Raw genomic sequence first — 14,143 nt, forward strand, 5'->3', positions numbered from 1 at the left:
TGGATCCCGTAGCGCCGTTGAGCCTCTTTATAACTCAACTCGCCTTTTTCGACTTGGTCGACAACCGACAATTTAAAAGTCAGCGTGTAATCGCGCTGACTACGTTTTGCGCCCGTATCCATTGCCCCCTCCTGATAAGAAGCCAGAAGGTGTAAACCTTATTCAGGACGAGACAATGACATAAAGGAAGCCTTGGGTCTGCTGGCGCCGAACCAGTGGGTAGTCTTTGGAGTAATCCAGTTCAAACGAGGTGTCAGATTCTGCGTCTGAACCATCGCGACTACCGGGTGAGATATCGCCATCGGAAATCTTGCCCGGATACCGATTGGCCTGGGAGTTGTAATGCAAGGGGTGGGAGTATCCGCCCAACTCGCTTTTGTACCACAGGGCCTTGCCCAGACTGAATGTCGCACTCAAGGCCCACTTGGTGGTAATGCCAGAGGGATTGCCCTTGAGCCTGACCATGCGTTTATCCCGTGCCAACTCGAAAGGCGTGCGGTGGTCGCCCCGGAACATGGCAGGGATGTCGGTTCGATACAAAGCGAGATGCACATTGCGCTGATACCCCGCATGGTCCGTGTAGTTTTTCAGAAACTCGGCTTCATATCGTTGCTGTGCGGGAGGTAGCTCCTTCACATACTCAAAGCCATGATTTCTCAACTTGAGAAGGTAAGGCTCCAATTCTTGTGCGATCAGATTAAACCGCTGGTTGTCATCCTTGTTTTGAGTCAATCGTTTGTGTTGTTCCGCCCATTCGGGAAACGGTCCGCTTTCCAGCTCCTGACGCAAGCGGATCTGCTGTGCCACGGTCAAGTTGTAGCTGCGCAGCCATTGCGCACGTTCACTGGCAGACATTTGTGGATAAAGCCATCCCAGTGAATCAATCAGATAGTCGTGCGCTTTCACGCCCTTGAAGCGGCGGGCCCAATCAGGCGCCGTGCCGCTGACTTGCGCCTCATTACGAAACACCCACGCCTCTGCACCCTGCAAGCGATACATGCGCCAGATATCGCCGTCGGTCCATTGCTCAAGTTTCACGGTTACAGAACGGTCGCCCCGAGCTTCACGCGGGTCGACCTTGACCCACCTTTGTTTTTCATCCCTGAAGGCGTAACCGGTTCCCGGATAAAAAAGATTGGGATCAGCCTCACTGTGCCGGCGAACCGAATAGTAGCCATCGTGATCTGGAAGCTGGGAAATGGTGTGCTGACGGATATCAAAGTACTCGCTCGGTTTTTTCAGGCTCCAGGCATTGCTGTCGGCTATTCGGTAAAGCGGTGGCCCCCAAAGATCACGCTTGCTCAGCGACTTTGCCCGATAGGCTTTCATGGGGGCGTGGTACATCACCATCACCGTCTGGATGGCCGTGTCTGGATCATCGCTGGTGACGTCCGCAAATTGTCTGCCATTGTAGGCTCTCAGTCCGTCTGCAGCCGGCGCGGGTAGATGGTTCCCGACGTTCAGTACGTAGGGTTCCAGGGGAGAGGTCGTGACAGCAGGCCGGGGCGCAACGAGATCGGGCATCGGCGTGACGGTGACGGTGGCCCCTTGGTGCGTGGTTCCTGCGATCGGGCTGTCGGCGCTCACTCCAGCCGAAATCGTGTTCGAGCTGCCCGGGCTGAGTCGACCGGGCGGGTGGAAAACCGAATCGTTTGGTCTGTTGTCAGGTGTGATTGGGCGGGGGGCGGAGGGGCCGGGTGTATCCATCTTTGAATTTGGTCGTGAGCCCGGTTTGGGTCGCATGCAATAAAACTCCTTTTTGGATAAAACAGCCTGTCCGTAGGCTGTCGGGTTTGTATCGTTCTTTTGCGTGAAAGCAGCGCCAGTCACAACAGAGATCGCTGGCGCTTGGGTGTTTGGGGCCGCTAGACGGTCAAGGCCTGAAATGCTCGGGAACGGGCCAGACAACGTCGCCGGAGAGCGTGACTTCGCCTTTCGGCAAATGCAGGATCACGCCGCCGGAATCGGCAACTCGATTGATCAAGCGGTCATAAGGTGTTTCGCCCGAAAACCACACTGAGTTGCCGTCGGTTCCGTCCCACGTGGCTTTCTCGATAGCCTTGGCGTCATCACCGGCCTGTCGCAAGACATCTTCAACCCTTGCGGCCTTGTTCCGATTCGAGTGCACCAGCCAGATCCTCTCTGCGCTGATACCCCTCGTAGGCATTGATATCCGGCCTTCCATGTTATCCGCTTCAAAATCCTTGTTGTTCAGGTAAACGTTTTCCGCTCCGGGCACCACCTCGATGCCGCGGGTGTCGATGACATAAAGGAAGCCAAGTGTCTGTTTGCGCCGCAGCAATCGATAGTCACGCGAGTAGTCCATTTCAAACGACGTGTCGGATTCCCCCGCCGATTCAAATCGATAGTCGCTCGGTGAATCGCTGTCAGAACTGATATGTCCTGGATACCGGTTGGCCTGGCTGTTGTAATTCCGGGGGTTGGAGTAGTAACCAAAGCCCATGTAGGTCAACCCATTGGCCAGGCCGAATGTCGCGCTAAAAGCCCATCGGGTCGTGGAGTCGGAGGGGTTGCCCTTCAATCTCACCAGGCGTTTGTCCCGCGCCAGTTCAAAAGGGGTGCGCAGATCGGCCCGGAACATGGCAGGGATGTCGGTTCGGTACAGGAAGCCGTGCCGGTTTTGTTTATAGCCTGCACGCTTTAAGTACCCGTTCAGGAATTGGGCTTCATAGCGCTGCCCGACGTCGGGTAAATCGCTGGAAGAAAGTCCGCCTTCGGTTCTCAATCTGACAATGAAGGGGTCAAGTTCCTGCGCGATCTGCTCGAATCGCTGATCATCATCGCTGTTGGTCAGTCGCTTGTGCTGTTCTGCCCATTCGGGAATAGGGCCGATGTCCAGATCCTTCCTCAGACGAGCCTGCTGAGTGACGCTCAGGTTGTAGCTTCTGAGCAGTCGCTCGCATTCTACGGCGGACTTTTGCGGATAGAGCAATCGCAATGAACCTGTCACGTATTTGAAAGTGTCTGGCTCCTGAACGCGTCGGACCCAGTCAGGCACTCTGCCGATGGCTTGCGCTTCGTCCCGAAAGACCAGTGTTTCTGTACCTCGCAGGCGATACATGTTCCAGATGTCGCCATCGGTCAAGTGTTCAAATTTCAAGGGTATGGACGCCTCTCCCCGAGCTTCGAGCGGATCGACCTTGAACCAATTGTCATGCTCATCGCGAAGGGCGAAGCCGTAACCCTTATGCATTTTGTTCGGGTCAAAAAAATCGCGAAAGGAAACGGCGTAGTAGCCTTGGGCATCCGGTAGATGGGAGAACGCGAGCCGTTCGGTATTGTAGTAATCAACCGGTTTTTGCAAGGTCCAGGTGTTGCTCTCGCCGATGCGATAAAGCGGTGGTCCGCAGGGGGTTCGCTTACTGGGCAACTGGGCCCGGTAGGCTTTCATTTTGTCATCGAACCCTACCATCACGGTCTTGATGTCGCTTTGCGCGTTATCGCCGACAACGTCGGCAAACGGCTTGCCCTTGAAGAGTCTCAAACCAGCGGCATCGTGATCGACGGCGAGATTGGCCGGCGGGTGCTGGACATAGTCCTGCAGCTCAGATTGGCTGATAGTGGGTGGCGTCGGGGCGAGGTCATCCCTTTGCGTAACCGACAGGTGGACCTGTGTGGGCGAGGTTCCAGGCGTGGGATTGCCGGTTTTCACCTCTGACGACACGTTCAAATCAACCGATCCGTGGGGCCTGACGCGGGGAGGTAGCCCGAAATCCAGATTGTCCCCTGCGACTTCGGGCGAGTTCGGGCGGGTGAGCGACGGTTGGGCCGTATCGACCACTGGGGAGCGTTGAGGGGCTTTGGGTTTGTTGCGCATAAGGTTTGACTCCATGTCAGTGAATCAGCCATCCGTTGGCTGAATCGGGTTGGCCGGCATGGCAATCAGATCCATACCGGCGCGTCCTTGAGTGTGAGAAGAGAGCGGTCAGGCCTGGCCGATCGGCGCGATTGTCAGCTCTTCGGGTTTGATTGGCTGATGCGGATCAGTATCCACGCCCCAGCCGTTCCTCAACGAGCTGTAGTACACAGTGCCGATGGTTCCCGTTTTGAAGCCGATGTTGGTTATATGAACTTTTACGGCCAGTTCGTTGCGCTGTTGATGCGCACGGATATCGGCTTGCAGTGCTTCAATACTGGAATAGTGTCGGGCGTCGATGACGTAGAGCTGGATGACTTCAAACAGAAGTGACACTTCATAAATATTGCCGGATGAAGTCGCTACGCTGATCGACTCCACCGCAATGTCGCCTTCGATGCCTGGCAGTTCGATGACGCAACTGCCGACGCGCAAGCGATTGGAGTCCAGTCGTATATCGTCGCGTGTGACCGTTTCCGTCAATGTTTCGCTGTAGAGGGTCCAGGTCGAGGCGTCGGCCGTTCCAGCCGCTGCTTGCGGGGTGGACAGGCGAATGATCGAGTTGCTGGCCAGGTAGACATCGTAACTTGAGCTCTGGCCTTGCAGCAGATAGATGCCGGTGTGGGGCCGGGGTTCGATGACAATCTTTCTGGGGGCCGGGGGCAGCGCAATGGCCTTTGCGAGTCGTGGCTGGATACACAGATAGTTGCCATTGCGGCGCTTCAGGCAACTGCGGGTGGTGTAAATCCTGTTGCCGGGATTTCTGGCATCATCTTCGTAGTTCAGTGAGGGAACTTGAAGTCGATACGACACCTGGTCTTGCAGGATCACGGCAATGTCTTGCACCAGGCGCGGCGTCGTGACTTTCAGACTGTTTCTGCCGCTGTAGCCGGTGGCGGCGGTAATGGGCTGAATAATCCCTTTGAACACCACCACTTTTGATGGCAGCAAAATCGAGAGGTTGATGTCCTTGTAGATCAAGTGGGTGTTGCCCGATACGCCTTTACGCGTTTCGACGTCATAACTGACGACCACTTCGACAATTTCCGAATCCTTGAAGTCGAGATAAACCTCTCGGGAGGTGTGCGGTGTGTGACGCGCGGCTAGAAACTCGACCCTGCCGTCTGCGCGTGACACAAAATGCCGCTTTGAACCCTGCTCCGTGATCACGACAGTACCGTGATTGACAATATCGGCATCGGGAGCCGGTCGGCCCTTGACGGTCTGCGCGACTTCAATCGCTTGGCTCAACGATTCACCTAATTGCTGGGGCAGGAGCGGCAACAGTTCATACCCGTCCTGGGTTTTGAACAGCCACCGTCCATTTTTCAACTGGCGCTGTCCGTCGATCGATTCGTAGAGGTCTTTAATGGTCAATACGTGCAGGGGATCTCTTCCATCCCTGTCGCGCAACGAACTGACGATCAGCGAGGTTCCGACGATCTCCCAGCGCTGAATGATTTCTCTTGGCCAGCCCAATTCGATGACGCTCGATTGTTCGCCATCCTCGACAATTGTCGTTCGGGCGTTGGTGTCGGCGATGTAATAGTGATCGGCGCCGCTGCCGCCATCGACATGACAATCGGGGCCAAAGATGTCAATTCTGTCGTTTCCGCCGCCAGTGCTGATGCGGTCGTAACCGTTGGCCGCCACTCGATTGGCGTCGTCGTTTCCGGTGACGTGGCTTGTGCCTTTGCGCAAGGTCGAGACGTTCTCGATCGAGGTGAGATGCGCGACTTCGACGGCATCGACTGCCGCGTCGAGTCTGCGCAATTTCATCTGGCCGCTTTGCAGGTCGATGTCGTGGCCGACGTGGCGGGTATCACTGAGCGGACGGCTGCCCTCGAAGACCAGGGTGTCAGAGCCTGCGCCGCCATCCAGCACGCTGATATGAGGCGGTTTGGTCAGACGATCAAGTTCCTGTTCGGTGACCGCCTGGTAAAACGCGTCATTCTTGTCGCCCCCGGTCAGCGCCTTGTGACCCTCGCGATAGGCAAACAGGTTGGGTTTGGCCTTGACGCCGATGACCCGGTCATTGCCGTCACCCAGGCGCCAGAAAACCCCTTTGTCATCGCCAGCAGTGCCGCTGACTTTGCCTTTCAGATCCTCAGGCAGACCGTTGCTGGCATCAATCACGTCGTCTGCGCCAACGATGACGGCCTGACTGTCGAGTTTGAACGGTTTTTCGCCGGCGCTTTCGTCCCACTGATAGCGCCAGAGTTCCACTGTCTTCAATTCAGTTTTGAAAGCGCCGTCGACGATGTGTTCGATGGCGTTTTTGTAGGCGCCGTCGAGCAGCTCTTTGGCTGACATCTCCAGTTGTGCCTGGTGGTCACGATAGCCTTTGGAGAGCTTGAAGCGATCCATGACTTCCTTGTCCAGATCCTTGCCGGTAAAGGCGAACCAGCCGGAGCGCAAGCGTTCGAGGGTGCTCAGTTCGATGTAGTCATCGATGTCGTCCACGACTCGGGCCGCCGAGTAAATCATCGAGCCGAATATAAGCACCGCTGCTGCAACGAGGCCGACAGGCCCGGCGGTACTGCCGAACCCCGCGATCGCCGCCACGCCCAGCACCAGGCTGATACCTGCGCCCGCTACACTCACACTCGCGTTGACGTAATGATCCTGCGCTTCCTTGCCTTCGGCTTGTGCCGCCGCATTGAAGGATTTGACGGCATCGATGATGTCGAAGGGCAAGGTGATCGCACTGGCAAACAGTCCGGCACCTCGACTCAGGAATTTGCCTGCCGAGGTGCCAGGAAAAAGCTTGAAGGTGGTCGAGCCGTGTCTGAGCATCGCTTCGCCACCCTTGTTAAACCCCTGTTCGATGATCAGTGAGCCGAACTCTGCGGCGATCGACGCGCCCTGGAATATCGCTTCCCCTGCGTCACCTTTCTTGATCCCGTCCAGTACCCCCATGAATCCGCTGTAGACGCCGAATGCTTGCAGGCCGACGCCGAAGCCATTCATCAGGTAGCTTGCCCTCCCGTTGACCCAGCCAGGAGCGTTGTCAAACGAATCGGCCCGGTGAATATCCAGTTTCTGCGCGGCCTGACCCAATCGATTGAGTTGCTCCATTGCACTGCCGGAGGCCAGCGGCGTATCGCTGACGAACAACGGCATGGCATCGGGCGAGCGCTTGCAGGCAATTTCATAGAAAAGCATCGCCACCACGCCGCTGTCTGGAATATCGACTGACTTCAATCGGCTCTCGACGGACGCCGAGTGGAAGTTGAGTCCGTCCAGAAAGGTTTGATCAGGTATCGGCATACCGGCGTTCGCGGGACTGATGGGCTGGCCATTGACCGTCGCCCCCAAGGCCTGGAGCTCGACGCGACTGGTCAGCACTTCACCGATGCGCAGTGGGCCGAAGTGTTTGTCGAGGGACTTGAGGGTGCGTCGATAGGGCGCGTCGGCGTCGGCGTCGGATATCGGTGCAGTGCCTGCCAGTGTTGCTGCGCTGTCCACCCGGCCGGCCGGTGGCGCATGGAGATTGGCCGAGGCATCGATGGGCGTCACCTCAATGGGTTGGACGTTTGAAATGTGCAGGGGTGGAGCGATGATTTTTGACACGGATTAATCCTTTAATGATGAAGCGATGACGTCCGGTTTCCGTACCGGTGTGCCGCTGAACTTGCATGACTGATGATTTGTCAGGTGCCCGTGACTCCGGGCCAGGTGATGTCATGACCGAACTCGTTTTTGTTGCCCGACAGGCGGAGTATCGGCAGGCCAGCCGCCTCGACCTTGTCGATCAGTTGGTCATATTCCGGGTAATTGCGGTGACCCGCATGGGTGGCCGCTTCGATGCGCTCGGCATGTGTACCTGCTTGTAGCGTGATGTCCTCGACCTTGGCGCCCTTGGTCAGTGTCGAGTTCAACAGCCAGATACGGTCTGCCTCAAGCCCGCTTCTGGTGACCGAAATCAAACCCTCGAAATCGTCGGAAGGAAACCAGGTCGGAGGCGTCAGGCGGGCCGCGGAGTTGAACAGGTAATTTTCTTCATGCGGGACAACTTCCAGATTGCGGGTGTCCAGGGCATACAGAAACATTTCCTTTTGCCGCGTTCGGATGGGCTCGTAATCGCGCTCGTAATCCCAGGCAATCGGGCTATCGGCCTCGGACCAGTCTGACGAGTCGGCGTTTTCTATGTCGCTGGCGTCACTGGCATGACTGTCCGAGTCGCTGGCGTCGGCGTCCCGTCCCGGGTACTTGTTGGTCTGGCTGTTGAACTGCAAGTACTCGGGATCGGGCGCGCTGGCGTACATCTGGCCTTCTTTCAGGCTGAAGGTCGCGCTCATCGGCTTGTGAGTCGTAGCGCCGGGTTCGTGGTGGTAACGAGGCAGCATGGTGTCGTCATTGGTCAGTTCGAACGGCGTACGCTCGTCGCCCCGAAAGAGCGCTGGAATGTCGGTCCGGTACAGGCAGTTGTACTTGTTGCGCAGATAACCCATTTTGCTCAAGAGTGCTTCGCGCAGTTCGAATGTCATGCTGGTCTCGGGGTTGTACCAGTCGTGACGTGCGTTGCGTTTGAGATTCAACTCCTCGACGGCATCGCGGCTCAGTTGATCGAGTCGTTGGGGATTGTTGATGTCTTCGGTCAGGCGTTTGTGCGCCAGCGCCCATTGGGGCATTGTCAGCTCGGTCTGTAGGTGTCGCTGCAAACGGATCAATTGGCTCGGCAGCAGGTTGAACGATTGCAGGAACGTCTCGCGTTGCGTGAGGTTCGAGTCCGGCAGCATCCAGCGCAGGCCGTTGCGCAGTAAGTCTGTCACCGGGTTTTTGGCAGGGCGAGGCTCGGCCCATTGCGCAGGTCTTCCACCGGACTGGGCTTGAGCCCTGAAACGCACGATGTCCTGACCTTCAATCCCGTAGACCTCCCATAGCTGGTGATCGGTCCATTGCTTCAAGTGCGTGGGGTGTGAGCCGAAACCGTTGGCGGGCGGGTCGACCTGAACCCAATTGGCGAACTGATCCCTGAATGCAAAAAGCATGTTGGAGTCCTTCGAACCGAAGACGGGCCTTAGTTCGTAATAACCCTGCGAATCCGGAGAGCGTCCTGTTGGCGAGTATCGGCTTTGATCAATGTATGTGGGTGTGTCGAGTGGGCGAGGTCTTTTGGCGGTGGACATCAGATCAGGCCGCTCGCTGATTGGCGGAGCGGGCCTTTTGGGTAAGGCGATGTTTTGCGTCTGACGCTCAGGGCTGACCACGGGACGTTCGCTGACCTGTTGTGTCAGCCGCCAGGTGGGGAGTCCGTCGTTTTTATAGAGGAGGGGACCCGACGGTGTTCGCTCTGTCAGAAACTTGCCGCGATAGTTACCGAACTCGTCAAGGGCGACATGCATGGTTTGCAAAGTGCCCTGGTATTCCACGTCGACAAACCTGCGCCCGACGACCCAGCGAAAACCTTCTGCATCCGCGGGTTTCATACCGCGCAGAAAATTTTCTGAAAGCCAGTAGTCACTCACGGAGCCGTCGTTTTTGCGGGGGGCAAAGCCTTGCCGCGGCGCGGGAGTGACTTCAACAGCAGGCTGCCGGGAAAGATCGGTGCCTGTGACAGGTTTTATAGATGAATTCGTAGGATTCGGTGAATCAGTGAGCCCGGCTCTATAGGGTACAAAAGGATCGAAAATTACGTCGGGGCGTTGTGATGCAGGCGTCATTGGATCTGGCGCTTTTACGTTTGATGTTGGGGGTTTTCGAGGTAACTTCGGACTCATGAACTACTCAGTACTGGATATATGAAAATATCGTGTCGTTTTTATTGATAAAAAATGCGGGTGGTTGTTGGTGAATAAGTTGCTGAGTCGAATTTAACTGAATTCCACAGATATGAAAGGCGCCACGGCCTTGCTCTCAAGCAAAATATGTAACTTTGATTGTTGGATTCGAAGTATGACGCTGTTCTTGCGCTGTGAATCAAGAATATTTACTTGGCGTCGGTAAGTTGGAGTAGGGGGATAACACTGCTCTCGTCGGAAGTTTCCTTAAAGAGCAGTGCGGAGGGCGTGATAGTTGTAAATCGATTTGTTAGTAGGCGTAGCGCAACAGTGTATGTGGCAAATGACGCAGTACGAAAAAACCGAACAGTGTCACCATGGCCGGCAGAATCAGCCACCAGACTTTTACCGGCATTGCATTGAGCGGTAATTTGCGTTGGCTCAGCCACAGGCTCGCCGCACACACGCCAGCGGCCAGCATGGCGCCGGCGAGAATATCCGTCGGCCAGTGCGCTCCCAGATAGACGCGCGACAGAGCAATTGCCAAGGCCGGAATGCAGGCGATCATCAGCCACGTCAGGCGCATGCGTGACGGCTGCCCGCGTCCGGCGAGGACGGCCAGAGCCAGGAACAAGGCGAACGATCCCGAGGCGTGGCCGCTGGGCATGCTGTAACTGGTAAGCGGGTCGGTCAGCACGTCCGGGCGTACCCGGGCGAAAAACTGTTTGGTCGCGGTGTTGGCCAGGGCGGTGCAGAGAAGGGTGCTGCCGACGAAAATCGCCTGACGCCACTGCCGACAAAGCAACAGCAGGACGGTCAGCAGGATGCTGAACATCAGCATGTTGCGGAACTCGCCGATCAGGGTGAGCGTGACCGCGACTTCATCCAGCACGGGTTGACGATGCTCCTGCACCAGCGTCATCACGCCTTGGTCGAGGGCTGTCAGGTGCGGATAGCCGATGAACAGGCCGATCAGAATCAACAGGTTCATGCTGCTGATCCAGATCGTTGCGCGGCGATGCCGGCGCAGGCTGCTGTTCACACTGAGGCCGACCACGGCTGCGATACAGCCGGCGACAATCCCGGCCTCAAGCCAGAACCCTTCGGGCAATGGCAGGCGGATCGCTGCTCCGGTGGCCCAGCCTGGCAGCAGGTAGGCCAGACTCCAGCCGGCGGCGGCCAGAAGGCTGACGGCGGCGAAGCGCGGGAAGGGCATGTCGCACATCCCGGCGACCATCGGCAACATGGGCCGCAACGGGCCGATGAAGCGTCCGACCAGCAGGCTGGCGATGCCGTAGCGCTGAAAATAGGTTTCGGCGCCGGCCATCCATTCCGGGTGATGGCGCAGTCCGGGCAGTCGCCGGATGTTCTGATGAAAGTGTCGGCCGAGGAAGTACGAAACCAGATCACCGAATATCCCGCCGAGGAAACCCAGCAACAGGGTTTCGCTCAACGACAGCGCGCCGCTGCCGGCCAGCACGGTCACGGCAAACAGCAACACCGTGCCGGGCACGATCAGCCCGACAATCGCCAGGCATTCGGCAAAGGCAACAATGAACACCGCTGCGGCCAGCCACTGTGGATTGGCCGCCAGCCAACCGGTCACGCTATCGAGCCATGGGCCCATACAGACAAACTCCATCAAATCTTCAAATAGCCCATGGGGCGCTTAACCTTCAACGGCACACCGCTCAATGCGGGAGCGTGTTCAGGGCAATACAAAATAATCCCGGCCTTCGACCTGACCCCGTCGCAGCGGGTTGCGCGTGCACCATTGCGCATAGGTCGCGTCGACGAAACGGTACATCAGGTGTTCGTCACGGCCATGGGGAATGCCCAGTCTCGTGGTTTGAATAACGTGCGAGGGCGCAGGCCCCGTGTCCTCCACGAGCAGCAACTGATGATCGAAACGCTTGGCGTCCCACACCGGCACCTTCAATCCCAGCGCTTTGCACAGCAACGTCTGTCCGGCGCAGAGCTTTTGCGACGGTCGCGCCTGACCCTGAGCATCAGGGTTGTTCAGCAGCATCTGCGCCAGACTCGCCGGGCCACTGATCTCATCGACCCACGGATAGGCCGATTTGATCAACACCGCATTGCCCGGCCCTTGCGCGCTGAAGTTCAGCGAATCGCCGCCGCGTGCGTAATACATATAAATGTGCCCGCCATCCAGAAACAAAGCCTTACGCTTTTCTGTGTAGCCGAGCGATGCATGACTGCCTTTTTCCGCGCAGTAATACGCTTCGGTTTCGATGATGCGCGCGCTGAGCCACAAATCAGCAACGCGATGGCGGATGACTTTGCCGAGCAGATCCTTGGCCAGTGTTTGGGCATCGCGGTCGAAAAAAGCGTCCGGGAGTCCCTGCAGCAGGTGTCCGGCGCGGGTGCGAACGGTCTGGTTGGGCATGACAGGCGATATTTATCCAGGCGGAGGAGGTCGTGATGATAACAATCCAAGGCTTAATTACGCCTGAACATCGGCCAATCACTGTTCATTTCGACCATCCGCCCGTCACCGCTGTTAGTCCCGGGATGCGACAGCTATAATCTGCCGCTTTCCTCTTCGCCAAGACCCCAGCAGACCATGACTGAGTCCGTTCTTGACTACATGACCCGATTGGGTCGCGCCGCCCGCGAGGCTTCCCGGGTCATCGGCCGTGCCAGCACCGCGCAGAAAAACCGCGCCCTGCAGGCTGCTGCCAATGCTTTGGACGCCGCACGCGCCGAGCTGGCGGCAGCCAACGAACAGGATCTGGCTGCCGGTCGCGCCAATGGTCTGGAGCCCGCATTGCTGGAGCGCCTGGAACTCACCCCGGCGCGCATTGACGGCATGATCGTCGGCCTGCGTCAGGTTGCCGCGCTGCCAGACCCGGTCGGCGCCATCCGTGACATGAGCTTTCGCCCGTCGGGCATTCAGGTCGGCAAGATGCGCGTGCCGCTGGGCGTGATCGGGATCATCTACGAATCGCGCCCCAACGTGACCATCGATGCCGCCAGTCTGTGCCTGAAATCGGGTAATGCGACCATTTTGCGCGGTGGCTCCGAAGCGATTCATTCCAACCGTGCGATTGCCGCATGCATCCAGCGTGGTCTGGCCGAGGCGCAATTGCCGGCAGCGGTGGTGCAAGTGGTCGAAACCACTGACCGTGCCGCCGTTGGCGCGATGATCACCATGCCCGAGTACGTCGACGTGATCGTGCCGCGCGGCGGCCGTGGTCTGATCGAACGCATCAGTCGCGATGCTCGCGTGCCGGTGATCAAGCATCTGGACGGCATCTGCCACGTCTATGTCAGCGAACACGCCGACCTGGACAAAGCCCAGCGCATCGCCTTCAATGCCAAGACCTATCGGTATGGCATTTGCGGCGCGATGGAGACCTTGCTGGTCGATCAAACCGTTGCCAAGGATTTCCTGCCATCGATGGCTGCCCAGTTCCGCGAAAAAGGCGTCGAACTGCGTGGTTGCGAGTGCACCCGGGCGATCATCGACGCCGTGCCGGCCAGTGAAGACGACTGGAACACCGAGTATCTGGCGCCAATCCTGTCGATCCGTGTGGTCGACGGTCTCGATCAGGCCATTGAACACATCAACCATTACGGCTCCCATCACACCGACTCGATCGTCAGTGAAAACCTCGCCGACACGCGGCGGTTTGTGGCTGAAGTCGATTCGGCGTCGGTGATGATCAACACGCCGACCTGCTTCGCCGATGGATTTGAATACGGATTGGGTGCCGAGATCGGCATTTCTACTGATAAGCTGCACGCCCGCGGCCCGGTGGGTCTTGAGGGGCTGACCTGCGAGAAGTACATCGTGGTCGGTGATGGCCAGTTACGCGGCCAGGCGACGGTCTGACTTGGCCGACCTCGACCTGACAGCGACGCCATCGGGCAGCGAGCCCCGCCCACTGCGCATTGGCATATTGGGCGGCACCTTCGATCCGGTGCACATTGGCCATTTGCGCGGCGCGCTGGAAGTGGCCGAAACGCTGGCACTGGATGAGTTGCGTCTGACGCCGAGCGCGCGACCGCCGCATCGCGATACACCGCAGGTGTCGGCGCAGGATCGCTTGGCGATGGTCGAGTGCGCGGTGGCCGGAGTGCCGCCGCTGGTGGTGGACGCCCGCGAATTGCAGCGGGACAAACCGTCCTGGACCATTGATACCCTGGAGTTGATGCGTGCCGAAATGGCCGCCGAGACCCAGGTTTTTCTGCTTTTGGGCTGGGACGCATTTTGCGGCCTGCCCACTTGGCATCGCTGGGAAGAGTTGCTCCAGCATTGCCACATCCTGGTGCTACAGCGCCCGGACGCCGACAGCGAACCGCCGGATGCCTTGCGCAACCTGCTGGCAGCGCGTTCGGTGAGCGACCCGCTGGCCCTGAAAGGGCCGAGCGGACAGATTGCATTCGTCTGGCAGACACCGCTCGCGGTTTCCGCCACCCAGATCCGTCAACTGCTGGCCAGCGGTTAGTCGGGGCGGTTGCAGTGTGGGGCGGCGGGGGGGGGGGGGAGAGAGCGGGGCGGCGGGGGGGGGGGGGGGGG

At 58.2% G+C, this 14,143-nt stretch carries 7 protein-coding genes and 1 pseudogene; 2 read left to right on the top strand and 6 right to left on the bottom strand.

Going from position 1 to position 14,143, the window contains the following annotated elements:
* Positions 1–162: 162 nt before the first annotated feature.
* The 6 genes from ACIOWA_RS25835 to ACIOWA_RS25860 all read right to left on the bottom strand — a co-directional run bounded on the left by ACIOWA_RS25835 (position 163) and on the right by ACIOWA_RS25860 (position 12,007).
* A complete protein-coding gene (locus ACIOWA_RS25835) occupies positions 163–1,587 on the bottom strand; it encodes a hypothetical protein (protein WP_401162596.1) in 1,425 nt (474 codons plus the stop codon).
* 286 nt (positions 1,588–1,873) lie between these two features.
* Entirely contained in the window at positions 1,874–3,838 is a 1,965-nt protein-coding gene (locus ACIOWA_RS25840; protein WP_401162598.1) for a hypothetical protein, read from the bottom strand.
* Positions 3,839–3,946: 108 nt separating this feature from the next.
* Complete coding sequence (locus ACIOWA_RS25845; RefSeq protein ID WP_401162600.1) at positions 3,947–7,450, bottom strand: calcium-binding protein; 3,504 nt, start codon at positions 7,448–7,450, stop codon at positions 3,947–3,949.
* A gap of 80 nt (positions 7,451–7,530) precedes the next feature.
* Complete coding sequence (locus ACIOWA_RS25850) at positions 7,531–8,871, bottom strand: hypothetical protein (protein WP_401162602.1); 1,341 nt, start codon at positions 8,869–8,871, stop codon at positions 7,531–7,533.
* A gap of 1,039 nt (positions 8,872–9,910) precedes the next feature.
* A complete protein-coding gene (locus ACIOWA_RS25855) occupies positions 9,911–11,227 on the bottom strand; it encodes a bifunctional DedA family/phosphatase PAP2 family protein (RefSeq protein ID WP_339464727.1) in 1,317 nt (438 codons plus the stop codon).
* A gap of 81 nt (positions 11,228–11,308) precedes the next feature.
* Positions 11,309–12,007: a DNA-3-methyladenine glycosylase gene (locus ACIOWA_RS25860; RefSeq protein ID WP_339464726.1), complete on the bottom strand. Its 699-nt coding sequence runs from the start codon at positions 12,005–12,007 to the stop codon at positions 11,309–11,311.
* Between the two features lie 177 nt (positions 12,008–12,184).
* On the opposite strand from ACIOWA_RS25860, the gene ACIOWA_RS25865 reads away from it, so the two are divergent.
* On the top strand, positions 12,185–13,456 hold the full coding sequence (locus tag ACIOWA_RS25865) for a glutamate-5-semialdehyde dehydrogenase (RefSeq protein WP_339431345.1): 1,272 nt from the start codon (positions 12,185–12,187) through the stop codon (positions 13,454–13,456).
* Positions 13,425–14,069, top strand: a pseudogene (nadD, locus tag ACIOWA_RS25870) (nicotinate-nucleotide adenylyltransferase); the annotation flags it as partial. The gene ACIOWA_RS25865 and the pseudogene nadD, both read left to right, overlap by 32 nt.
* Positions 14,070–14,143 lie beyond the last annotated feature (74 nt).

The sequence above is a fragment of the Pseudomonas sp. NPDC087614 genome (genome assembly GCF_044743485.1).
Taxonomy (GTDB): domain Bacteria; phylum Pseudomonadota; class Gammaproteobacteria; order Pseudomonadales; family Pseudomonadaceae; genus Aquipseudomonas; species Aquipseudomonas baetica_A.